Here is a 23,364-nt window from a genome sequence, read left to right on the forward strand (position 1 = left end):
ACGGTCCCGCTGACAGGCTCATGGGCGTCCGTCAGCGGCGCAGCATCTTCCGCGCGAGCCCGTTCCCGACCGCCTGGACGACCTGCACGATCACGACGATCACGGCCACCGAGACGAGCGTGATCTCCCAGTTGAAGCGCTGGTAGCCGTACCGGATCGCGAAGTCACCGATACCGCCACCGCCGATGAGGCCGGCCATCGCGGACATGTCGATCACACCGACGAACAGGAACGTGTAGCCCAGGATGAGCGGGCTGAGCGCCTCGGGGATGAGCACGGTCCGCACGACGCGCATGCGCGAGGCACCCATCGAGCGCGCCGCCTCGACGACACCGGGGTCGATCGACACGAGGTTCTGCTCGACGAGCCGCGAGAACGCGAACGACGCCATGATCGTCATCGGGAAGATGACCGCCTCGGTGCCGATCGTCTTGCCGACGACCTGCATCGTCAGCGGCCCGATCGCCGTGATGAAGATGATGAACGGGATGGGCCGGACGAGGTTCACGAGCATGTTGAGCACCGTGAACACGGCACGGTTCTCGAACAGGTTCCCGGCGCGGGTCCCGTAGAGGGTCAGGCCCATGATCAGGCCGAAGAAGCCGCCGACGACGAGCGTGATGCCGACCATGTAGAGCGTCTGCACGGTCGAGTCGATCAGGACAGGGAGCATCTGGTCCCAGTCCGTCGGGCGCGCGGCGCCCGGGAGGACGGCCGGGAGCGCGAGCGCGAGCGACGCGGTCATGACTGGGGCCCCTTCCGCCGGAGCTGGGCTTGGGGATCGTGGGAGGGCGCGGCGTCGAGGTGCGTGGCGAGGTCGTCGCGCCCGGGCGGACCGGACGGCGTGATCGTCGAGGCGCGCGGCCCGACGGCGTCCGGGTCCTCGTTCGGGGATGCGGCGGTACCGAGGTCGAGGACCGTCGTCGAGCGCGACAGGTCGGCGACGAACGCGTCGATCGCAGCGTCGTCGCCCACGACCTCGAGGGTGAGAGAGCCGTACGGCCGCTCGGAGATCTCGGTGATGCCGCCGTAGACGATCGTGCCGTCGACGGGGTGCTCGCGCAGCGCGCGCGTGAGGTCGTTCGACGACGCCCCGTCCTCACGGATGCCGATCGTCACGATCCGTCCCGGGTGGCGACGGCGCAGGCGCTCGAGCGCGGCCGGGCTCGGGCGGTCGCGCAGCGCGGTCCCGACGAAGCGGCGCGTCGCGGGGTGGGCAGGGCGCGCGAAGACGTCGTAGACGTCGCCGTGCTCGACGACCTTGCCGCCCTCCATGACCGCGACGCGGTCGCACACGTACTTGACGACGTCCATCTCGTGCGTGATGACGACGACGGTCACGCCGAGCTCGACGTTGACGCGCTTGAGCAGGTTGAGCACGTCCTGCGTCGTCTCGGGGTCGAGCGCGCTCGTCGACTCGTCCGCGAGGAGGATCTTGGGGTTCGTGGCGAGCGCGCGGGCGATGCCGACGCGCTGCTTCTGGCCGCCGGACAGCTGCGACGGGTACTGCCGCGCCTTGTCGCTGAGCCCCACGAACTCGAGGAGCTCGGCGACGCGCGCCGCGCGGCGGGGCTTGGGCCAGCCGGCGACCTCGAGCGGGTACGCGATGTTCCCGGAGACGGTGCGCGACGACAGCAGGTTGAACTGCTGGAAGATCATGCCGATGCCGCTGCGGGCCTTGCGCAGCTCCGCTTCCTTGAGCGCGTGGATGTCCTGGCCGTCGACGAGGACGGTGCCGCTCGTGACGGGCTCGAGCGCGTTGATGAGGCGGACGAGGGTGGACTTGCCGGCGCCCGAGTAGCCGATGACGCCGTAGACCTCTCCTGCCTCGATGCGCAGGTCGACGCCGTCGACGGCGCGCACCTCGCCGGACTTGGTGCGGAACACCTTCGTGGCGTCCCGGAACTCCACCATGGCTTGCGGCTGGCTCATCGGCGCTGCTCTCAATCCGTCGGTCGTGTCGCTCATTCTCGCGCAGCAGCGTCTGCCGCGCCCAGGGGTCTTGACGCCGACGACGGGGCTGCGCGTACGCAGCCCCGTCGTCGTCGTGCGCGTCGCCGGTCGTGCCCGGCGACGCTCGGGCGTCAGCCCTTGATCTGAGCCTGGATGTCGGCGAGGTATCCGGCGAGGGTCGCGCCGTCCTCCTTGACGATCACGGCCGAGCCGCCCGAGGCGGCCTTGAGGGCCTCCTCGACCTCGGCGTCGTGCGCGATCTCGACGAGCTTGAGGAGCGTCGGGTCGTTCTTGTCCTCGTCGCGGGCGACCCAGATGTTGATGTACGGGCGGGCGCCGACCGAGGTCGGGTCGTCCTGGGCGATGGCGTCCTCGGGCTTGAGGCCCGCGTCGGCGATGAAGTCGTTGTTGATGACCGCGCCGGCGACCGACTGGAGCGAGATCGCGGCCTGCGCGGCGTCGACCGGCGTGACCTTGACCTTCGACTCCGGGAGGACGTCGAGCTCGGTCGAGGCGAGCGAGCCGCCGTCCTTGAGCTGGACGAGGCCGGCGCTCTGCAGCACGAACAGCGCGCGGTTGAGGTTCGTCGGGTCGTTCGGGACGGCGATCTCGGAGCCGGCCGGGATCGCGTCGACCGAGTCGTACTCGCTCGAGTAGAGGGCGAGCGGGTAGATCGCGGTCGAGCCGATCGGGGTCAGGTTGTCGTCCGACGCGACGTTGTAGTCCGCGAGGTACTGCAGGTGCTGGAACTGGTTGAGGTCCAGCTGGCCCTGCGAGAGTGCGGGGTTGGGCTCGGTGTACGCCGTGAAGTTGATGATCTCGACGTCGATGCCGGCCTCCTCGGCCTTCTTCTCGAAGACGGGCCACTGGTCGTCCTGCGAGCCGACGACGCCGATGCGGACGGGCTCGGTGCGGGCGGTGGTCTCGCCGGCGGTGGGGGTGGTCTTCGTGTCGTCGGAGTCGCTGCCGCAGGCGGCGAGCGTCGCGAGGAGCGCGGTGGCGGCGATGACGGCGGTGGTCTTGCGGATCATGGGATTTCTCGCTTCGTGTGGTGGTGACGTTCCCTTGCCGGCGCAGCGGCTGGCGAGCTGCGAGGGGGTCGACGAGGGAGGCGGGTGTACCGCCGAGGGGCGCTGGGGCTGCGGGAGCTGGGCGCGTGGCATCGCCACGGCCTGGCAGGGTGGGCTCTCCGCCGGCGACCGCTGTGCGGTCGGGTCCTTCTGGACTGTCCGGAGGCTCAGGCCTGCGCGGCCCGCTGCGGCATTCGACAACACATCGCGACGCGACGGGAGGTCGCGGTGGCGATGAGGTCGAGGCCTGCGGTGCGGGTCATGTTCACCACTATGAGCGGACGGACGCTCTCCTGACCAGCGGGATCCAGATTATCTCGAATCTTGGACGCCACGTCCGAAATATGGCGCGGAGTCGGGGCGAGAGCGACAATCCGGGCGTCCGGGGGGGCACAAAAGGACCCCCCGCACACCCGCCAGAGCTCACCTACCCTTGCTGCCTTCCGGCCCTGGGGGAGTTCAGCGAGATGACGCCGTACGAGGGGTCTGTACCGAGACTAGCCCAGCGCCGGACCGCCCTCCAACTCGCGCGCGACGACGTTCACCGAGGCCGCGAACACCCCGGTTTCGGCATCCGGGCGCACGTCGGGTATCCTCGGACGTGCTGTCACCAGGAGGATTCGCCTAGTGGCCTATGGCGCCGTCTTGGAAAGGCGGTTGGGTTAACGCCCTCGGGGGTTCGAATCCCCCATCCTCCGCAGTACGCGAAGACCCCGGACCACGAACGACGGTCCGGGGTCTTCGTCATGTCGCAGACGGACGCCGGAGCCGCGGAAGCAGCCGAAGCGGCACGGCCGCCCGCGCGCCGCGGGCCGGCGGCCACCCTGCAGGTCCGGTGCCATGATGAGGCCATGCGTCCGTTCGTCACCGCGCTGAGTCGCGCCTCCGTCCCCGCTCTCCTCGTCGCCGCAGGGATCGCCCTCGCCCCCGCCGCAGGAGCGCACAACCCGCCCCCGCTGCCGACGCCGGCCGACGGCGCCACCGTGACGACAGCACCCGACGAGGTCGTCCTCACCTTCACCGACGTCGTCCTCGACGTCGGCGCCGCGATCAAGGTCACCGCACCCGACGGCAGCGACGTCACCGAGGGCACCCCCGTCGTCGACGACACCGTCGTGACCCAGGCCCTCGCCAAGGAGCGCCCGGCCGGCGAGTACTCGGTCGCCTGGCGCGTCACGTCGGCCGACGGCCACCCCGTCGACGGCACCTTCACCTTCACGGCGTCCGACGCCGCCGGGGCCCCGCCGGAGACTCCCTCCCCCACGCCGTCCGCGGAACCCAGCGCCACGCCGACCCCCGAGGCCCCCACCCAGGCGACGCCCGCCCCGACCCCGACGAGGGACGACGTCGCAGGCCTCCCCGACGGACCCGCACGGACGATCGTGCTCGTCGTCGGTGCGGCCACGGTGCTCGCCCTGATCCCCCTCCTCGTACGCCGGCTGCGCGACACGAAGGACGACTGACAGATCACCCTGAGACGTCCCCGCGAACCGCTCACGTCCGACTCGCTCGGAACGATGTACCTGCTGGAACCACCAGCAGATATGGTGAGCGACACACCCGCACGAGGCGCAGATCAGGGACGGAGGCGACAGATGGCCCCCGCGTCGATCCGCCGCACCAGCGTCCGCGAGGTCTATGTGAGACGAGCGGTCGCCGCTGGTGAAGGTCGTGCGCAGGACGCGTATCCCTCGAGCCGCCGCAGCGACCCCGGTCCTAGACTCGCAGCCGTGATCTTCCGCGCCGTGGGCGATGGCCGCCCCTACCCCGAGCACGGCCTCGTGACGCCTAAGGACTGGGCGAGCGTGGCACCGCGACAGGTGCGCCTCGACGAGCTCGTCACGACGAAGCGGACCCTCAACCTCGACTCGCTCCTGTCGGACGACTCGACGTTCTACGGCGACCTCTTCGCGCACGTGGTCATGTACCGCGGCGTGATGTACCTCGAGGACGGGCTGCACCGGGCGGTCCGCGCCGCGCTCCAGCAGCGGCCCATCCTGCACGCGCGCGTCCTGACGATCCCGGACGACGCCGAGCCCGTCGCCGTCACACCCGCCGACGCGACGTCCGAGCTGCCCGTGACCCGCACCCCGGCCGCACCTGCGACTGACGACCTCGACTAGATTGCACCTGTGAACACACCCCTCACCCCGCAGCAGGCGCGCGCCCTGCGCCGCCGCAAGCAGCACGAGCGCCAGGCAGTCGTCTTCGGTCTGCTCATCGCGCTGCTGGCCGCGACGGGTGTCGTGGGCCTCGCCGTCTACACGGGTGCGTTCTCCTTCCCCGGCAACGGGGAGTTCGTCGCCAAGGAGACCGAGCCGGCGACGACGTTCGCCGCACCGCAGCCGTGCGTCCCCGCCGGCACCGCGCCGGTCGGGCGCAAGAAGATCAAGGTCACCGTCCTCAACGGCTCGGACCGAGCCGGCCTCGCCGCGGTCGTGAGCGACCTGCTCGACGACGAGGGCTTCACGGTCGAGGGCACCGGCAACGACAGTCGCCGCCCGTCGACGCCCGTCATCTCCTTCGGCGTCAAGGGCATCACGCGCGCCTACACGCTGCTCGCCTACATCCCCGAGGCACGCCTCGTGCTCGATGCCCGCCCCGGCGCGAGCGTCGACCTGACGGTCACGGAGAAGTTCGCGGGATTCGTCCCGAGCGACCAGGTGAACCTCGACCCCGAGATCCCCCTCGAGAGCGTCCCGGACTGCGTCGAGCTCGACGACGTGACGCCGCAGCCCGCTCCTGCTCGCTTCGACGAGAAGAACAAGGACAAGGCGACCGAGGAGTCCTCGGAGGGCTGATGGTCACGGTCCGCCGCGCCCGCTCCGACGCGCACGAGCGCTCGAGGCTCGCGGAGATCTGCCTCCTCACCGGCGCTGCCGGCGGCGACGCGACCGACCTCCTCAGCGATCCGACGCTCCTCACCGACGCATACCTCACGCCCTACCTCGAGCGTGAGCCCGACCTCTGCCTCGTTCTCGCCGACGAGGCCGACGTCCCCGTCGGCTATGCGATCGGCACCGCCGACACCGCGGCCTTCGAGCAGTGGTGCACGGCGCAGTGGTGGCCGAGCGTCCGCGCCCGCAGCACCGGCCGCACGAGCCCCCCGCGCTCCGACCTCGAGCGACACCTCGTCGACCGGCTCGCCGACCGCGTGCCGAAGGACCCGCAGCTGCTCGAGCGGTTCCCCGCGCACCTGCACATCGACCTGCTGCCCGTCGCCCAGGGAGGCGGCAACGGCCGCCGGCTCATCACAGCGCTCCTCGACGCGCTCCGTGCGGCCGGCGCGCACGGCGTCCACCTCGGCGTGGACCCCGCCAACGAGCGCGCGCTCGGCTTCTACCGCCACCTCGGCTTCGAGGTCGTCCCCGAGGCGAAGGGCCTCGTGCTCGGCCTGGCCCTGAGATGACGGACGCCGCCGCCCCGGAGGGCGACGGCGTCCCGTCAGCGCAGGCCTGAGGTCCGAGCGGAGGTCAGTCGAGGACCGCGTCCGGGACGGACGTCGGGCTCGCCGGCTCCGCCGTCGTACCGCGCAGGCGGGAGACCGCCCGCATGAGGTGGTAGAGGACGATCGCGGCGATCGCGCCCGACGCGATGCCGCCGATCGTCACGCTACCGATCGTGAACGTGTAGTCCGCGATGCCCATGATGAGCGCGACCGCCGTCGGCGTGAGGTTCACCGGATCGGAGAAGTCGACCTTGTTCTGCACCCAGATGCGCGCACCGAGCAGGCCGATCATGCCGTAGAGCACGGTGCCCGCACCGCCGAGGACGCCCGCGGGCATCGCCTGGATGACCGCGCCGACCTTCGGGGAGAACGCGAGGAGCAGCGCCGTCGCACCCGCGACCCAGTACACCGCCGTCGAGTAGACGCGCGTGGCCGCCATGACGCCGATGTTCTCGGCGTACGTCGTCGTGCCCGAGCCGCCGCCCGCACCGGCGAGCACCGTCGCGACACCGTCCGCGACGAGCGCCTTGCCGACCTTGTCATCGAGGTTCTGCCCCGTCATCGCGGCGACCGACTTCACGTGGCCGATGTTCTCGGCGACCAGGACGAGCACGACCGGCACGAACATGACGAGCAGCCCCGGGTCGAACGTCGGGGCCGTGAAGTGCGGCAGGCCGAAGACCGGGGCGTCGGAGACGCCAGCGAAGCTGATCTCGTCGCGGAACCACGCGACGACATACCCGACCGCGACGCCCACGAGGATCGACAGGCGGCCGAGGATGCCGTGGAACAGCACCGCGGTCAGGGCGATCGCGAGCACGACGACGAGGCCCGTCACCGGTGCGGCCCTGAACCCGGACGTGCAGGACTGGACGATCTCGCCGTCGACCACCGACTGCTGGCACTGGCCCCACGCCGCGGTCGCGAGGTTGAGGCCGATGAGCGCGACGATGGCACCGTTGACGACGGGCGGCATGAGCGCGTTGATCCAGCGGACGCCGGCCACGTGACCGATGACGCCGACCACGATGAGCGCGGCACCCGTGAAGACGACGCCGCCGAGGGCGTCGGACACCGTCGCAGCAGCCGCGAACGGGGCGAGGAACGCAAAGCTCGAGCCGAGGTAGCTCGGCAGCGTGTTGCGGTTGATCAGCAGGAAGAGGAACGTGCCGATCGCGGAGAAGAACAGCGTCGTCGTCGCGGGGAGGCCCGTGATGAGCGGCACGATGAGCGTCGCACCCGACATGGCGACGACGTGCTGCATCCCCAGCCCGATCGTGCGCGGCCAGGTGAGGCGCTCGAGCGGCGCCACCGCCTCACCGGACCTCACTGTCGTCCCGTCACCGTGCAGTGTCCACAGAGGCATGCGTCTTCCCGTCTCGAGAGCGGATGGCGCCCGGCCGCGCCGGAGGAATGCTACCCCCGGGCCGGGTCGCCGTCCCGGGTGGTTCAGGCGCAGCCGTGGACCGTCGCGGCGATGCGGTCCGCCGTCGCGCGTGCCTTTTCCCGCGCCTTCGCGGTCGTGAGCTTGTTCGCGATCACGGAGAACGCCTTGAGCCGCCCGTCCTCGCCGACCGTGTAGCCCGACAGGGCGGTTTCCCAGTCGAGGGTCCCGGTCTTGGCGACGACCGCGCCGCGCGCGCAGCTCGCCTTGCCCGTGAACCGGGACATGAGGGTTCCGGTGCGTCCGGCGACGGGGAGCGACCAGTCCTCGTAGAGGATCGCACGCAGCTCCGCGCGCTCGGGCTGCGCGGCGACGCGCAGGAGGCTGACGACGGCGGCCGGCGTGATCCTGTTGCCCGTCGAGAGGCCGGAGCCGTCAGCCAGGACGGTGCGGCCGAGGTCGACGCCGAGCCGGCGCATCACCTTGGTCGTCCCCTTGACCCCGCCGGCGAAGGTCGGTCGGTAGCCCTCCGACCGGGCGACGTGACGCGAGAGGACCTCGGCGACCTGGTTGTCGGAGCCGAGGAGCATGCGCTTGACCAGGGCGTGGACGGTCTCGGACTCGACGCGCGCGACGACGCGGCCCTTCGGGGGCGCGGCCTTGACGCCCTTGTAGCGCACGACCCAGCCTGACCCGAGGCTCTTGTCGAGCCGTTTCGCGAAGTACCTCGCGGCCGACGCCGCCGAGTCGGTCTTGCGGACGGTCGTGCGCGCGGTGCCGCGCACGGGCTGGATCGTGCCGAGCCCGTAGCCACCCTGACGCCACGTGCTGAGCTTGGTGGGCCCCGCGAAGATCGAGTCGTCGATCCGCACGTAGACGACCTTGCGGAGCTTGCCCTTGAGCTTGGTGCGGGCGGGCTGCTTGGCCTTGAGCGCGGCCGCGGTCTGACGGGCGAGCTGCTTGAGCTTCGCGTTCGTCATGCGCGGGTCCCCACCCGAGACGAAGGTGACGGTCCGCGAGCGCCCGGACCGCTCCACGGTGGTCGGGAAGGTCTTCTCGGTGCCCAGCGAGCTCAGGGCGGCTGCGCCGGTGAACAGCTTGGTCGTCGAGGCGGCGATGCGCGGGGTGCCTGGCTTGGACGAGTAGATGGTGCGGCCGCTCGCGACGTCGGTGATGCGCACGGAGGCTGCGGCGCCGAGACCGCCCTTGTCGACGAGCTTCGCGACGTCGGCCTTGACGGTCGCGCGCACCTCGCTCTCGGAGGGGCGTGGCGGCGCGGGCGCGAGCCCGTTGCCGGTGTTGTCGTCGGTGGGGGTGGGCGCGGGCTCGACGACGGGCCAGATCGCGGCGTCAGCGGTCCCGGTGCCTGGGGCACCGCCGAGGACGAGCGCGGCGGCGAGCGCCAGTGCGGCCCGGCGACGGGCGGGGCGGGCGACCAGGGGCTCGTTCACACGTCGACGATACCTGCGCCCCGGGGCGGGGCCGAGGCCGCGCCGACGGCCGGTCAGGTGTAGCCGTGCCGCTCCAGGAGGTTCGCCGCAACCTCGTCGCCGCGCTCTGCTGCGCGGTGCCATGCGCGGCGGGCGGCCTCGAGGTCGCCGTTGTCGCACCAGAGCGACCCGAGGTTCGTCAGGGCGTGGACGTCGCCCTGCTCGGCGGCGACGAGCAGGAGCGCCTCTGCGTCGTCGGTTCGCTCGGCCTCCCCGAGGAGGAGCGCCATCGTGACCGCGACCTGGTGCTCGCCCGCTGTCCAGTGCCGGTCGAGGATCTCGAGGCCCTCGTACGTCGGTGTCGTCTCTCGCAGGGCGTACTCGACCGCCGACTCCCAGCTCGTCGCGACCGACTCGTCGATGATGCGGTCCGCGTCTGCCGACATGCCCAGGAGCCGCAGCACGCGCGCGAGCCTGACCGGCGTCTCCGGGAGCTCGAGCGCCCGCGCGTAGTGGAGCGCCGCCGCCTGGTGCTCGCCGCACGCCTCGAAGATCTGTGCCGCCATGAACGCGCCCTTGGCGTCACCGTGCTCCGAGGCGGTGACGAAGCCCTGCCGCGCGCGGTCGACGTCGCCGCACTCGTGGTGCAGGAGCGCAAGGTTGTAGACGGCCTCGACGACCCCCGCCGCGATGGCCTTCTCGTAGAACGGGACCGCTGCCGCGTCGCACCCGAGCGCGCGCAGGTCGTTCGCGATGTTGAAGAACTCCTCGGGGTGCTCCGAGGAGACGCGACCGAGCGCGACGCGGATGTCTTCCGCCGCGTCCAGACCGTCGTTCTCGCTGCCCATTTCTGGAGCATGACAACGCCGTGAGGTGGCAGCAACAGCAACCACCCCGTGCGGCTACGACGTCGCCCCGAGGATCGCCCGCGGGGTGTTTGCGCTCGCCCGGGACGTCCCGCTCACCTGGGGGTTCTCACCAGATGGTCGCCACAGTCGCCAAATTCGCCCATTTCCGACAGTCTGTGTGGAATCGCTGCACGGCCGTCGCACCCGACGTCCGGTCCGCCCCCTCGCCGCAACACCGATGCGCCTAGGAGCCACTCGTGCCGACCCCCCACCGCACCCGCAACCGTCGCCGCCAGCGACTCGTCACCGCGACCGTCCTGGTCGCGGGGATCGCGGCGTCGAGCGTCGGGGTCACCGCACTCTTCGCACCGGCCGCCGAGCAGAGCGACGTCGCCGAGCTGTTCCCGCCCGACCCGCGGCCGGGGGTCGACGACGGCAGCCGCCTGTCGCTCACAGGTCGTTCCGAGGCACGGCTCCCTGTGGACGCCGCGGTCTCCACCCCGCTGCTCACGACTCCCGAGCAGGCGTCCCCGTCGGCAGCGCCCCTGTTCGCACGCCTCGGGCGTCCGTGGCGCCCGCTGCGCCAGTGGAGCCCCCCAACCGGGCCGACCATCACCCCCACCCCCCAGGGGACGACGCCACCGCCGACCGGCACGCCCACGACGAGCCCGACGGCGCCGCCGACGTCCGCGCCTGCACCCACCACGAGCCCTGACCCGTCGGTGACCCCGACCCCGGTACGCACGACGCAACCGCCCCAGTCGCCCACCCCGAAGACGGCACCCCCGACGACGACGGCACCCAAGCCCCCGACCGTCACCCGTCCCGACGACACCAGCACCGGCGTGCCCGCAGGCAAGAAGCTCAAGGTCCACGACGGCGACCTCACCGTCACGGAGCGCGGAGCGGTCATCGACGGCCTCGACGTCCGCGGGGCGATCAAGGTCCGCGCGGACGACGTCACGATCAAGAACACGATCGTGCGCGGCCGCCCGGTCTCCTCGATCCTCCACCTCGTGCAGGCTGACGGTGTCACCGGCACGAAGATCGTCGACACCGAGATCTTCGCGGAGCACCCGTCCCCGTACGTGATGGGCGTGCTGGGCTCGGGCTTCACGCTCGAGCGGGTCAACATCCACACGGTGATCGACCAGGTCACGGTCCTCGGTGACGACGTGACGATCAAGAGCTCCTGGCTCCACGACAACCTGTTCTACGCGAACGACCCGAACCACGGTGGCGGGCCGTCGCACGACGACAACATCCAGGTCCAGGTCGGCTCCAACCTGCGCGTGACGGGCAGCCGGCTCGAGGGATCCAGCAGCGCCGCGATCATGATCACGCAGGGCCGCGGCAAGGTCTCCGACATGATCGTGGAGAACAGCTGGATCGACGGCGGTTCGTGCTCCGTGAACATCGCGGAGTCGAAGCAGGGCCCGCTGCGCGGGCTCACGTTCCGCAACAACGTCTTCGGCACCTCCACCCGGCACCCGTACTGCGCACTGCTCGTCCCGCCGACGACCACGGTCACGCAGGCCGGCAACGCGTTCGTCGACGGGGCTGCTTTCCGCGTCTCGAAGGGCTAAAGCACCCGCTCCACCCTGCCGATCTGGGTGGTATGCGTCACTTTTCGCCCGATGCGGCTCCGCTGACCAGCGGCCCTGCACGTGTGACGCGCGCCCCAGGCCAGGACGGTTCCCGCGCAGCGACCCCCCGGGTCACCCTGGAGGTATCCCAAAACGGGCATATTCCCCACCGAGGAGCCTCTGTGCACACCCCCGAACGCACACCCGCCCCCCGTGCCGTCCGCACCCTGATCGCTTCGACCGTCGCCGCCGTGGTCGCCCTGTCCGGCCTCGCCGTGATCGCCCCCGCCGCGACCGCAGCCAGCTCGACCCCCGAGAGCATGAGCCAGCGCGTCGCCAAGAAGAAGGTGAGCACCTACAAGGCCGTCAAGGCCAAGCGCACGCTCGGCAGCGCCAAGGGCACGCCCCTCAAGGCCGGCAAGGCGACCACCAAGAAGATCAAGCGCCACGCCCAGGTCCCCGCGAAGACGACGTCGCTCGTCGTCAAGGTGACCGTCCGCGGCGCCAAGAAGCCGGGCACGCTCCAGCTCTGGACGCCTGGCAAGGCCAAGGTCGAGCGCACGGTCGTGAAGTACGGCAAGGGCACGACCACCGACAAGGTCCGCGTCACGACGTCGGCCAGCGGCAAGATCCGCCTCAAGGCCAGCACCAAGGTGCGCGTCAAGCTCAGCACCGTCGGCTTCAAGAAGCGCACGGGCAAGCCGAACGCGAGCAACACCGGCGTCCCCGCGAGCAAGAAGAAGAAGCTCAAGGTCCACAACCGCGACCTCGTCATCACGAAGAACGGCACCGTCATCGACGGCTACGACATCCGCGGCGTCGTGAAGATCCGCGCGAACGACGTCACGATCAAGAACTCGATCGTGCGCGGCGGCGCTCGCGCCAAGTCGATCACCCACCTCGTCCAGGTCGCCGACAACGCCCGCCGCGCGACGATCGTCGACAGTGAGATCGCCGCGGCCAACCCGTCGCCGTACGTCATGGGCGTCGTCGGTGCGCGCTTCACCCTGCTGCGCACCAACATCCACCGCGTGATCGACCAGGTGACGATCATCGGCCCGGACGTCCTCATCGAGGACTCGTGGCTGCACGGCAACCTGTACTACGCGAACGACCCCAACCACGGGGGCGGCCCGTCGCACGACGACAACATCCAGATCCAGCAGGGCACCAACCTGCGCGTGACCGGCAGCCGCCTCGAGGGATCGAGCAGCGCCGCGGTCATGATCACCCAGGGGCGCGGCAAGGTCTCCAACGCCCGCTTCGAGGGCAACTGGATCAACAACGGCTCGTGCTCCGTGAACATCACTCGGAGCAAGTTCGGCCCGCTGCAGAAGGTCGCCGTCACCGGCAACTCGTTCGGCACCGGGACGCGTCACCAGTACTGCGGCATCATCATGCCGTCGGGCACGAACCTCACGCAGGCGCGCAACTCGTTCACCGACAACCACGCGTTCCGCATCAGCCGCGGCTCCTGACGAGCCCGCAGCGCATCACCGCACGACGGCGGCCGACTCCCCCGGGAGGAGGCCGCCGTCTGTCGTGCTGCTCGCGACGAGGACCTCGCCTGCGGGCAGCGCGACCGGCTCCTCCGAGAGGTTCACGACGACCGTGAGGGTGCTCCCGCCGTCGGCCTGACGGCGCAGCACGAGCACGTCCGGCCCCTCCTGCTCCCACACGACGGTCCCGCCGCGCATCGCGGGCTCGGCGCGGCGCGCGGCGAGCACCGCGCGGCAGAGCGCGAGCATCGAGGACCGGTCGCTCTCCTGCCGCTCGACCGTGAGGTCTGCCCACGCCTCGGGCTGCGGGAGCCAGGTCGCGACGTCGTCGGGTGCGAAGCCGAAGGGCGGGCGCACGCCCGACCACGGCAGCGGCACACGGCAGCCGTCACGGCCGCGGACGCGGCCACCGGACCGGGCGACGGCCGGGTCCTGGAGCACCTCGAGCGGCAGGTCCTCGACCTCGGGCAGGCCGAGCTCCTGGCCGGCGTACACGTACGCGGCGCCGGGCAGCGACAGCAGCAGCACGGCCATCGCCCGCGCGCGGCGGGTGCCGCGCACGAACGCCTCGGCGTCGAGGGAGCGTGCCTGCGCGACGTCGGGCACGTAGTCCCCGACGAGCTTCACGTCCGCGCCGTACCGCGTGACCGAGCGCGTCGTGTCGTGGTTGTCCGTGACCCACGTCGTCGGGGCGCCGACGGCGGCGTTCGCCACGATCGACTCGTCGACGGCCGCGCGCAGCGACGGCCCGTCCCAGCCCGCCTTGACGAAGCGGAAGTTGAACGCGAGGTGCATCTCGTCGGGCCGCAGGAACGCAGCGACGACGTCGTCGGGCGCGCCCGTCTCGATGACCGCCATGCGCTCGCCGGGGTACTCGTCCATGACGCGGCGGAACGCACGGTAGACCTCGTGCACGCCGCTCGACTCGCCCTTGGGGATGACCGGGGAGCCGTCCTCCGTGTCGGGCCACGACGTGTCCTTGATGAGCGCGTCCGAGACGTCGATCCGGAAGCCGTCGACACCGCGGTCGAGCCAGAAGCGCAGGATGCGCTCGAACTCCGCGAGGACCTCAGGGTTGCCCCAGTCGAAGTCCGGCTGCTCGGCAGCGAACAGGTGGTAGTACCACTGCCCCGGCGTTCCGTCCGGCTCGGTCACGCGCGTCCACGACGGCCCGCCGAAGACCGACTGCCAGTTGTTGGGCGGCAGCTCGCCGTTCTCACCGCGGCCGTCGACGAAGTGGAACCGGGCGCGCTCCGCGCTGCCGCGTCCGGCGGCGACGGCGGCGCGGAACCACGGGTGCTGGTCGGAGCAGTGGTTCGGGACGAGATCGATCGTCACGCGCAGGCCGCGCTCGTGCGCGGCCGCGAGGAGCGCGTCGAAGTCGTCGAGCGTGCCGAACATCGGGTCGACGTCGCAGTAGTCCGCGACGTCGTAGCCGGCGTCGACCTGGGGCGACGGGTAGAACGGCGAGAGCCACAGCGCGTCGACGCCGAGCGCGGCGACGTGGTCGAGCCGCTCGGTGATGCCGCGCAGGTCGCCCATGCCGTCACCGTCGCTGTCCGCGTACGACCGCGGGTACACCTGGTAGAAGACGGCGTCACGCCACCAGGGCGACGCCTCCTCGGAGGTGGAGCGGGCGGAGGACGACGAGGCAGGTGCAGAGCTCACCGAGCCACCCTAGGCGAAACCGGCCCCGGGCACGTGCCACCGAGCGTCAGGCTGCGCGCGCCGTCAGGAGCCGGTCGGTGAGCGTCTGCATCGCGCCGCTCTCGAAGGCGGAGAGCAGCAGCCCCTCGTCGGTCTTGCCCGCGTGCAGGACGGCGGCGACCGTCCGCAGCGCAGCCGTCGCCGTCATGTCCGTCAGCTCGTCGAGGTCGGCGTCGACCACGGCGTCGGGCACCGCCCCCGGCTCGATCCCGGCCGCGCCGACGAACGGCTCGAGCGCGCCGACGAGCGCACGCGCGTCCTCGTCGAGGCGCGGTGCCGGCTGCGCCTCGTCGTCGCCCTCGTCGGGCGACGGCGCGTACCAGCCGCCCGAGGCGCCTTCGGCGCGCGCGAAAGCCGCGGCGAGCGCGTCCCAGCGCTCTACCGGCACGCTACGAAGTGCCGCGAACAGCTCCGCGTCGCCACCCTGAGATCCCACCTGAACCACGTCCTGACCCCCGTCTCGAACCCCTGTGGGTCGAGCGTAGTCGCGCATGTACCGCTGCGGCTGCTGCCGTGCGGGGTAAGACCAGGGATGACGTCGTGCGCCGTCGCCGCGTCACGTGGCGGCGAGGGCGCGCCCGTCAGGCGGCGGCGAGCACGAGCCCGCCCGCACGACGACGCGCCCAGGCGGTCGCCGCGACGTCGGCCGCGAAGCCTGCAGCCGCCCAGACGAGCAGGAGCACGACCGTGCCGGCGCCGCCGCCGTCGCCCGCGGCGGCGGTCAGGAAGCGGCCTGCCGCGTCGAGCGGACCGAGGGCGCCGAGCTGCTCGAGCCATGCGGGGGCCGACGGCGCGGACGCCGCGACGAGGACGGAGACGCCGACGACGAGCGCGATCGCACGGCCCACGTTGCCCGCCCACGCGACGAGCGCGTGGAGGAACAGGAGCATCGCGACGGCCGCGAGGGCTGCGGCGGGGATCATCACGACCGGAGCGTCCGTGACCGCCACGACCACCGCTCCGACGAGCACACCCTGGAGTGCGGTGACGCCGACGGCGAGCGTGACGCCGTGGAGCGTCATGCGCGCCGACGAGCGGGTCGTGCCGAGCAGGGCGAGGCCTGACGTGCGCGGGCGCATGGTCATGACGAGCGCGCCGAGCCAGAGCGCGACGGCGGCGGTGAGGCCGACGCCGGCGAGCGGCCCGAGGTCGGGGAGCGTGGGCGCCGCGACCGGGGCAGCGATCACCTGGGCGAGCGTCTCGGGGTTCTTCGGGGCCTGCTCGGCGATGCCGTCGACCGCCTGGCCGAGGCCGTCCGCGAGCTCGGACGTGCCGTCCGCGAGCTGCTTCGCGCCCGGGGCGGCCTGGGCGAGGCCGTCGGCGAGCTGGGAGGCGCCGTCGCCGAGATCGCCCGCACCCGAGGCTGCCTCGCCGGCGCCGGTCGAGAGCTGCGCGACGCCGCCTGCGAGCTGGTTCGTGCCCGACGCGAGGCTCTTCGCGCCGGACGCGAGCTCCACGGCACCGGACGCGAGACCGCTCGCGCCGGTGCTCAGCGTCGACGTGCCGGTCGCGAGCGTCTTGAGGCCGCCTGCGAGGCTGGACGCGCCCTTGTCGAGCGCGGCTGCGCCCTTGGCGGTCTGTGCGAGGCCTCCGGAGAGGGCCTTCGTGCCGTCCGCCGTCGCTCGGGCGCCGGCGGCGAGGGCCTTCGCCCCCGTCGGCTCGGCGGTCGCGGAGCCGTCGGTGCCGACCGCGGCGGCGAGGCCTGACGCGAGCAGGTAGGAGCCGGTCGGTGCCGAGGTCGCGGAAGCGGGGGTCCCCTCGGCCTCGGCGAGGCCGTCGGAGAGCTGGCCCAGGGCGCCACGGTACTGCGCGACCGCGTCGGCGAGAGCCTCGTCGAACACGTCGCAGGCGCCGCCGTCGCCCGGGGCGCACCCGGCCGCCGCCTGCGCGGCACCGAGCTGACGGACGCCCTCGACGAGCTGGTCGAGAGGGTCTCCCGAGAGCGCGTCGACGCCGGCGCGCGCAGCGGCGAAGCCGGCCGGGACGCCCTCGGCTCCCGCCGCGAGCTCCTCGAGCCCGTCGACGAGCTCGTCGACGCCGTCAGCCACGGCCGTGGACCCCGCCGTGAGGTCCTTCGCGCCGTCGGCCAGGGTGTCGAGGCCGTCGGCGAGGTCGCCGGTGCCCTGGGCGAGGTCGCGCGCACCGCCGGCGGCGCTCTTCGCGCCCTGGGCGAGCGGCTTGGTGCCCTTCGCGAGCTGGTCGGCACCGTCGGCCAGGTCGCCCGCGCCGCCCGCGAGGGTGCGCGTGCCGTCGGCGAGGGTGCTCGCGCCCGACGACGCCGTGCCGGCACCGTCGGCGAGGGCACGCAGGCCCTCGGCGAGGCTGCCCGTGCCGTCCGCGAGCGTGCCCGCGCCGTCCGCGAGCTGCTCCTGGCCGTCGGCGAGCTCACCGGCGCCGTCGGCGAGCTGCTGGGCGCCGTCGGCTGCCTCGCCGAGCTGGTCGCTGATGTCCTGGAAACCGACGAGGACGTTCTCGAGGTACGTCTCGGTGAGCTGGCGGCCGAGGCCCACGGTCGCGGCGTCGGCGAGCGCCGACGTCACGAGGTTGCGCGTCGCGGTCGAGCTCTCGGCGGTCGTGACGTCGATCTGCGCGGGGCGCGCGGCGGACTGGTCGGCCGCGAACGACGTCGCGGCGGCAGAGAAGTCCTCGGGGATCGTCACGACGGCGGCGTAGCGGCCCTCGTCGAGGCCGTCAGCGGCTTCCTCGGAGTCGGTGACGACCCAGGACCAGCCGCCCTGCGAGCGGGAGTCCTTGACGAGCTGCGCGGCGAGCTGGCGGCCGAGCGGGGTGATCTGGCCGTCGAGCGTGACGGGCTCGTCGTGGTTGACGACGGCGGCCGTCACGTCGCCCGCGCGGGACGCCGGGTCCCACTGGGCGGCGAGGAGTGCGCTGACGAGCGCGAGCGGGACGAGCAGCGCGACGAGGGCGACCGCCCAGCGGCGTCGGGTGGACCGCGGCATGGAGGTGGTGCTGGTCATGTCACTCGCCCTTCGGGAGGGTCAGCAGGTGGGTGGAGGCGACGCCGGGAGGCAGGACGTCCGGGGCTGTCGTGCCGAGGACGAGCGTGGTGCCCTGCTGCGCGGCGGCCGCGAGGGCGGCACCGGCATGGCTGTTGCCGTGCAGGTGGTGCGCGTGGTCGACGACGAGCACGCGCGGTTGCTCGCGCAGCGCCGCGTCGACGGCGCGGGCGTCGCCGCGGCGGGCGTCGAGCCATGCGGCGCGACGGCGCACGGTCGCGGCGCGCTCGGGGAGGACGAGGTCGTCGACCTTGAGGTCGCCGCCCTCGGGGCGGACGCGGCCCGCGAGCGTGAGGAGGAGCCCGGTGACGGCGCGGGCGGGTCCGTCGACGACGAGCACCCCGCGCTCGGGAACCTCGAGGTCGATCGGCGTCGCGACGTCGGCCTTGGGCGCGAGCTCGAGGCCGCGTGCGGCGACGGCCGTGCCCTCGCCGGGCCAGCCCGCGAGGGAGAGCTCGCGGTGCAGGCCCTCGCCCTCGACGTCGAACGACGGGAGCGCACGGTCGAGCCACGCGGGCATCCACCAGGCGCGGTCGCCGAGCAGCTCGAGGACGGCGGGCACGAGCGTCATGCGCACGAGGAACGCGTCGACCGCGACGCCCACGGCGAGGCCGAGCGCGATCGGCTTGATGTTGACGTCGCCCTCGGGGACGAACGCGAAGAAGACGGCGATCATGATGACCGCGGCGGCCGTGACGACCTTCGCCGAGCCGGCGAAGCCGCTGCGGATCGCGGCGCGCGCGTCGCGCCCGTGGACGTAGTCCTCGCGGATGCGGGAGACGAGGAAGACCTCGTAGTCCATCGCGAGGCCGAACAGCACGCCCATGAGGATGATCGGCATGAACGAGATGACGGGGCCGAGGCGGCCGACGTTGAGCATCTCGGCAGCGAAGCCGTCCTCGAAGACGAGGGTGACGACGCCGAACGCGGCGAGGACCGAGAGCAGGTAGCCGAGCGTCGCCTTGAGCGGCACGGCGACCGAGCGGAACACCATCGTCAGCAGGACGAGGGAGAGGCCGACGACGAAGATGCCGAAGGGCAGGAGTGCCGCGCCGAGCTTGGCGGAGACGTCGATGCCGACGGCGGTGTAGCCGGTCACCGAGATGTCGACGTCGTAGCGCTCCTGGAGCTCGGGGCGCATGTCGCGGATCGTCTGGACGAGCTCGGCGGTCTCCTCGTCGTTGGGGCCGGACTCGGGGACGACCTGGACGATGACCGTGTCGGCGGACTCGTTGGGCGTCGCGAGCGGGACGTCGGCGACGCCCGGCAGGGCGCGCATCTCGTCGGCGAGGTCGGCGGCGAGGCCGAGCGGGTCGTCGCTCGTCAGGACGGAGCCGGTGATGATGAGCGGGCCGTTCGAGCCGGGGCCGTAGTGGTCGGAGATGCGCTCGTAGGTGACGCGCGCGGAGCTCGACTCGGGCAGGACGCCCGCGTCGGGCAGGGCGAGCCGCAGGTTGAGCGCGGGCAGGGCGAGGCCGACGACGGCGCCGAGCACGACGACGATCGTCACCCAGGGCTTCGCGACGGCGAGGTTCACCCAGCCGGCGAAGAAGCGGGAGGCGCGGGTCGGCGTCGTGCTCGGGGCGGGCGCCTTGCCGGCTGCGGCGGCGCGGCGAGCGCGGCGCGACGGGCGGGGGCGCAGGCGCTCGCCCGCGAAGCCGAGCAGCGCGGGGACCATCGTGAGCGAGACGACGACAGAGATGCCGACGGCGGCGGCGCCGGCGATGCCCATCGTCGTGAGGAAGGGGATGCCGGCGACGCCGAGGCCGACGAGCGCGATCATGACGGTCAGGCCGGCGAAGACGACGGCGGAGCCGGACGTCGCGACCGAGCGGGCTGCCGCCTCCTGCGGGTCGAGCCCTTCGGAGAGCAGCTCGCGGTAGCGGGACACGATGAACAGCGCGTAGTCGATGCCGACGGCGAGGCCGAGCATGAGCGCGAGCATCGGCGTCGTCGAGGTGACGGGCGTGAAGGCGGTCGACAGGACGACGAGGAGCATCGAGACGGCGACGCCGAGGATCGCGTTGAGCAGGGGCATGCCTGCGGCGACGAAGGAGCCGAGCGTCAGCATGAGCACGACGAGCGCGACGACGACGCCGAGCGCCTCGGTGAGCGTGAGACCGGGGAACTCCGACGCGAAGAGCTCGCCACCGAGAGTCGCGTCCCAGCCGTCGGGGAGCGCCTCCGCGAGGGCCGCGGTCGCGGCGCGCAGCTCTTCCTTGGTCTCGTCGGTGACGGTCGTGGACGGCCCGTCGAGGGTGACGGTCAGGAGGGCGGCGCGGTGGTCGTCGCTCCCGCCGGTGATCGCGTCGCCGCTGAGGTCGTCTCCCGTGAGGGGGTCGATGTACGGGGTCGAGACGGCGGCGACGTGCTCGACGTCCGCGATCGCGTCCGCAGCGTCGCGGACGGTCGCGGCGACGTCGTCGGCACGAACGTCCGCGCCCTCGGGCGCGAGGACGAGCACCTGCGCGGAAGCACCGCTGACCTGGGGGAAGGTCGCCTTGAGCTGGTCGAGCGCGGCCTGCGACTCGGTCCCGGGGATGGAGACGGAGTTGTCGAAGCCCTTCTGGAGCAAGCCCGCGGACGCACCGAGGACGACGAGCAGGACGAGCCAGAGGGCGACGACGGTGCGCCGGGCGCGGAAGGCCCAGGATCCGAGGCGGTACAAGGCGGAGGACACGTGAGCTCCCGGTCGGTGGCGTGCAGGGCGGCGTTGCGATGCACCACTGTATCCGATACATCGACGTATTGGATACACGTGTGTATCTGAAGTAGGCTGACGCCGTCCGAGAGGAGAACGATGACTGCCGAAGCGCCCGTCACCGCCGACGGCCCGCGCACGAGCGCGCGCCGCGAGCGCACGCGCGAGCGACTTCTCGACGCCGCCCTCGCCCTCTTCGCGGAGCACGGCGTCGAGGCGACGTCGATCGAGGCGATCTGCGAGGGCGCCGACTTCACGCGCGGCGCGTTCTACTCGAACTTCGAGGACAAGGCCGCGCTCATCGACGCGCTCAGCGCGCGCGAGCAGGAGCGCGCCGTCCAGCAGCTCCGCGTCGCGATCCTCGAGGCCCCCTGGGCCAGCGAGCGCTGCGAGGGTGTCGACGTCGACGCCGCCACGATCGGCCGCATCGTCACGACCCTCCTGCGCGCCCTCACGCTCGACCCCCGCTGGGGCGTCGTCAACAGCGAGCTGCGCCTGCGCGCGATGCGCGACCCGCGCGCGGCCGCCGCGCACGCGGCCCGTGAGGCCGCGGTCATGGACGCGATCGCCGGCGAGATCAGCGCACTCATGGCGCGCATCGGCGTCGTCTCCCTCATCCCCGAGGGCGTGTTCATCCGCCTGCTCATCTCGGGCTTCCAGACCGAGCTCGAGCGGGCCCTGCTCCTGCACGCGAGCCAACCCGACGGGAACGCGGCGAGCGCCGCGGACCCGTTCGGCGAGGCGGCGGAGGCGGCGGCGTCGTGGCTGCCGACGGTGATCGACCACCTCACGCGCGTCGAGGGCTGAGGGCTCAGCACCCCGGGCCAGCCTCGCTGTCAGGCAGTGGCGTCCCGTCCGGACGCATGCCCGCGAGGAGCATCGCCATGAGGCGGGCCGAGAATCCGGGGAAGGCTCCGGGCGTCCGGAGCGTCGGCGGCTGGCTCAGGTGCGCGACGACGAGGACGAACTCCGTGAGGCCCACGTCCTCGCGCAGCAGCCCGGCCTTGCGGGCCAGGACGAGGACGCTGTCGATCTCACGCTCGGCGCGGCCCTGCGCCTCGGTGACCTGGGGCGACGGGTCGGTGCCGGGCGCGTGGGTGAGCGCTGTGATGACCGAGCCGAGGCGCAGGTCGACAAGATCGGCGACGAAGGTCCGCCACGCGCCGTCCGGGTCCGAGCCCAACCCGACGCGTGCGACCTGCGCGACCCGCAGCATGTCGGCGAGCACGGCGCAGGCGGTTGCGTCGATGAGGTCCTGACGCGACGGGAAGTTGCGGTAGAGAGTGGCGATGCCCACACCGGCGCGTGCTGCGACGGCCTCGAGGGCGACGGCGTCCCCGTGGCGCAGAAACTGCTCGCGAGCAGCAGTGATGAGTGCTTCGCGACGTCTCAGAGCGTCGGCTCGCACGGGGTCCTCCCAGGGGTGCGCTGCCGGGAACGTTGAGATCCCGGGGTTGACACAGTATCCGACGTCGGCGAGATTAGCGGAGGAAAATCCTCCACTACTGACTGAGGATCTCGTGACCAACTCCGCCCGCACCACCACCGCGGCCAACCCGCACCTCCCGAAGAAGCCCGCCGGGACCCTCCCGAAGCTGCTCGGCTCCCTCGGCGCACTGACGGCGATCGTCGTCGTCCTGCTCATGCTCTTCGTCCTGCCGTCGCTCAAGAGCGGCCCCCACGACCTCGCGACCGGCACCGTCGGCGACGCCCAGACGACCGGCGCGCTCAACGCGAACCTCGAGGCCGTCGCCCCCGGCGCGTTCGTTCCCGAGACCTTCGCCGACGAGGCAGCCCTGCGCGACGCGATCCTCGACCGCAGCGTCAACGGCGGCTACGTCGTCGAGGGCGACACCGTCCGCCTCCTCACCGCGACCGCGGGCAGCGCCGCGATCTCCGGCTCGCTCACCCAGACCACGACGGCCGCCGCCGGCGCCGCTGGCCTGACCGTCACCGTCGAGGACCTCGTCCCCTACACCGCCGACGACCCGTCGGGCATCGGCATCGGCGGCCTCGCGTTCCCGCTCGTCTTCGGTGGCATCGTCCCCGCCGTCGTCGCCATGAAGCTCTTCCCCGGCCGGCTCAAGATGCAGCTCGTGAGCGCGGGCAGCTTCGCCGTCGTCGGCGGCGTCGTCGTCACGTCGATCCTGCGCTTCTGGTTCGGCAGCTTCGAGGGCTCGATCCTCCTGCCCGCTGCCGCGCTCGGCCTCGGCATCGCCGCGATCTCCGTCCCGCTGCTCGGCCTGCAGGCGCTCTTCGGCGGGAAGGGCTTCACCGCTCTCGCCGCGTCGATGATGTTCCTCGGCAACCCGCTCGCCGGCATCGGCACCTCGGGCGCGTGGCTGCCCTCCGGCCTCGGCCTGTTCGGCCAGCTCCTCCCACCCGGCTCGACCGGCACGCTCATGCGGTCCGCCGCGTACTTCGACGGCAAGGGCGCGACCGGCGCCGTCATCATCCTGGCCGCCTGGGTCGTCGCGGGCATCGCCCTCTGCGTCGTCGGCGCCCGCCGCCAGAAGGCCGTCGACGAGGCCGAGCTCGTCATCCTCGACGCCGAGCTCGAGGCGTCGCTCGCCACGAGCGACGTCGTCTGACCGTACGGCGCCGCGCCTCGCCGTCCGGCACGGCGGGGTCGCTCAGGTCCCGCCTCCGTCGCGCAGCTCTTTCCTCCGCTTGCGCCGAGGTAGGGCTCCCCACGCGAGACAGCGGCTTCCAGAGCCCTAC

At 72.3% G+C, this 23,364-nt stretch carries 18 protein-coding genes, 1 tRNA gene, 1 other RNA gene and 1 pseudogene; 9 read left to right on the plus strand and 12 right to left on the minus strand.

What is annotated here, in order from left to right; all coding sequences use genetic code 11:
• Positions 1 to 31 precede the first annotated feature (31 nt).
• The 4 genes from ATL41_RS06725 to ffs form a co-directional block, all read right to left on the minus strand.
• Positions 32 to 745 (minus strand): methionine ABC transporter permease, encoded by a 714-nt coding sequence (locus tag ATL41_RS06725; RefSeq protein ID WP_098457790.1) that lies wholly within the window; start codon positions 743 to 745, stop codon positions 32 to 34.
• On the minus strand, positions 742 to 1,932 hold the full coding sequence (locus ATL41_RS06730) for a methionine ABC transporter ATP-binding protein (RefSeq protein WP_098457791.1): 1,191 nt from the start codon (positions 1,930 to 1,932) through the stop codon (positions 742 to 744). The genes ATL41_RS06725 and ATL41_RS06730 overlap by 4 nt, the downstream gene beginning before the upstream one ends.
• Positions 1,933 to 2,084: 152 nt before the next feature.
• A complete protein-coding gene (locus ATL41_RS06735) occupies positions 2,085 to 2,984 on the minus strand; it encodes a MetQ/NlpA family ABC transporter substrate-binding protein (protein WP_098457792.1) in 900 nt (299 codons plus the stop codon).
• A gap of 432 nt (positions 2,985 to 3,416) precedes the next feature.
• Positions 3,417 to 3,513, minus strand: an RNA gene (gene ffs / locus ATL41_RS06740) — signal recognition particle sRNA small type.
• A 123-nt stretch (positions 3,514 to 3,636) separates the two neighbouring features.
• Here ffs and ATL41_RS06745 point away from each other — a divergent pair.
• From ATL41_RS06745 to ATL41_RS06765, 5 genes and pseudogenes are all read left to right on the plus strand, one after another.
• Positions 3,637 to 3,721: transfer RNA gene (locus ATL41_RS06745), tRNA-Ser, on the plus strand.
• A 153-nt stretch (positions 3,722 to 3,874) separates the two neighbouring features.
• A complete protein-coding gene (locus tag ATL41_RS06750) occupies positions 3,875 to 4,486 on the plus strand; it encodes a copper resistance CopC family protein (protein WP_169924505.1) in 612 nt (203 codons plus the stop codon).
• Between the two features lie 267 nt (positions 4,487 to 4,753).
• Positions 4,754 to 5,044 (plus strand): annotated as a pseudogene (locus tag ATL41_RS06755) (type II toxin-antitoxin system VapB family antitoxin); the annotation flags it as partial.
• Between the two features lie 111 nt (positions 5,045 to 5,155).
• Positions 5,156 to 5,824 (plus strand): LytR C-terminal domain-containing protein, encoded by a 669-nt coding sequence (locus ATL41_RS06760; RefSeq protein WP_098457794.1) that lies wholly within the window; start codon positions 5,156 to 5,158, stop codon positions 5,822 to 5,824.
• On the plus strand, positions 5,824 to 6,432 hold the full coding sequence (locus tag ATL41_RS06765; protein WP_098457795.1) for a GNAT family N-acetyltransferase: 609 nt from the start codon (positions 5,824 to 5,826) through the stop codon (positions 6,430 to 6,432). Before ATL41_RS06760 ends, ATL41_RS06765 begins: the two co-directional genes overlap by 1 nt.
• Before the next feature lie 64 nt (positions 6,433 to 6,496).
• Here ATL41_RS06765 and ATL41_RS06770 read toward each other — a convergent pair whose 3' ends face one another.
• The 3 genes from ATL41_RS06770 to ATL41_RS06780 form a co-directional block, all read right to left on the minus strand.
• A complete protein-coding gene (locus ATL41_RS06770) occupies positions 6,497 to 7,837 on the minus strand; it encodes a uracil-xanthine permease family protein (protein WP_098457796.1) in 1,341 nt (446 codons plus the stop codon).
• A gap of 83 nt (positions 7,838 to 7,920) precedes the next feature.
• Positions 7,921 to 9,306 carry a D-alanyl-D-alanine carboxypeptidase/D-alanyl-D-alanine endopeptidase gene (gene dacB, locus ATL41_RS06775; RefSeq protein WP_169924506.1) on the minus strand — a complete coding sequence of 462 codons (1,386 nt, stop codon included), beginning with the start codon at positions 9,304 to 9,306 and terminating at the stop codon, positions 7,921 to 7,923.
• Between the two features lie 53 nt (positions 9,307 to 9,359).
• Positions 9,360 to 10,133, minus strand: a complete 774-nt coding sequence (locus tag ATL41_RS06780) for a tetratricopeptide repeat protein (protein ID WP_098457798.1) — start codon at positions 10,131 to 10,133, stop codon at positions 9,360 to 9,362.
• A 257-nt stretch (positions 10,134 to 10,390) separates the two neighbouring features.
• Between ATL41_RS06780 and ATL41_RS06785 the strand changes: the two genes are divergently transcribed.
• Positions 10,391 to 11,719 (plus strand): right-handed parallel beta-helix repeat-containing protein, encoded by a 1,329-nt coding sequence (locus ATL41_RS06785; RefSeq protein WP_098457799.1) that lies wholly within the window; start codon positions 10,391 to 10,393, stop codon positions 11,717 to 11,719.
• Between the two features lie 182 nt (positions 11,720 to 11,901).
• A complete protein-coding gene (locus tag ATL41_RS06790) occupies positions 11,902 to 13,197 on the plus strand; it encodes a hypothetical protein (RefSeq protein WP_098457800.1) in 1,296 nt (431 codons plus the stop codon).
• Between the two features lie 15 nt (positions 13,198 to 13,212).
• On the opposite strand, the gene ATL41_RS06795 is transcribed toward ATL41_RS06790, so the two are convergent.
• From ATL41_RS06795 to ATL41_RS06810, 4 genes are all read right to left on the minus strand, one after another.
• The gene (locus ATL41_RS06795; protein WP_245854670.1) at positions 13,213 to 14,886 is read right to left on the minus strand and encodes a glycoside hydrolase family 13 protein; all 1,674 of its coding nucleotides are present in this window, start codon (positions 14,884 to 14,886) and stop codon (positions 13,213 to 13,215) included.
• Between the two features lie 46 nt (positions 14,887 to 14,932).
• Positions 14,933 to 15,313, minus strand: a complete 381-nt coding sequence (locus ATL41_RS06800) for a hypothetical protein (RefSeq protein WP_098457801.1) — start codon at positions 15,311 to 15,313, stop codon at positions 14,933 to 14,935.
• Positions 15,314 to 15,506: 193 nt separating this feature from the next.
• Positions 15,507 to 17,903: a YhgE/Pip domain-containing protein gene (locus tag ATL41_RS06805; protein ID WP_098457802.1), complete on the minus strand. Its 2,397-nt coding sequence runs from the start codon at positions 17,901 to 17,903 to the stop codon at positions 15,507 to 15,509.
• Position 17,904: 1 nt separating this feature from the next.
• A complete protein-coding gene (locus ATL41_RS06810; RefSeq protein ID WP_098457803.1) occupies positions 17,905 to 20,622 on the minus strand; it encodes an MMPL family transporter in 2,718 nt (905 codons plus the stop codon).
• A gap of 120 nt (positions 20,623 to 20,742) precedes the next feature.
• Here ATL41_RS06810 and ATL41_RS13355 point away from each other — a divergent pair, with 120 nt between their 5' ends.
• The gene (locus ATL41_RS13355) at positions 20,743 to 21,450 is read left to right on the plus strand and encodes a TetR/AcrR family transcriptional regulator (protein ID WP_098457804.1); all 708 of its coding nucleotides are present in this window, start codon (positions 20,743 to 20,745) and stop codon (positions 21,448 to 21,450) included.
• A gap of 4 nt (positions 21,451 to 21,454) precedes the next feature.
• Here ATL41_RS13355 and ATL41_RS06820 read toward each other — a convergent pair whose 3' ends face one another.
• Entirely contained in the window at positions 21,455 to 22,051 is a 597-nt protein-coding gene (locus ATL41_RS06820; protein WP_169924507.1) for a TetR/AcrR family transcriptional regulator, read from the minus strand.
• A gap of 112 nt (positions 22,052 to 22,163) precedes the next feature.
• Between ATL41_RS06820 and ATL41_RS06825 the strand changes: the two genes are divergently transcribed.
• Positions 22,164 to 23,234 carry an ABC transporter permease gene (locus ATL41_RS06825; RefSeq protein WP_181010234.1) on the plus strand — a complete coding sequence of 357 codons (1,071 nt, stop codon included), beginning with the start codon at positions 22,164 to 22,166 and terminating at the stop codon, positions 23,232 to 23,234.
• Positions 23,235 to 23,364: the final 130 nt, after the last annotated feature.

This window comes from Flavimobilis soli, assembly GCF_002564025.1.
Lineage (GTDB): Bacteria > Actinomycetota > Actinomycetes > Actinomycetales > Cellulomonadaceae > Flavimobilis > Flavimobilis soli.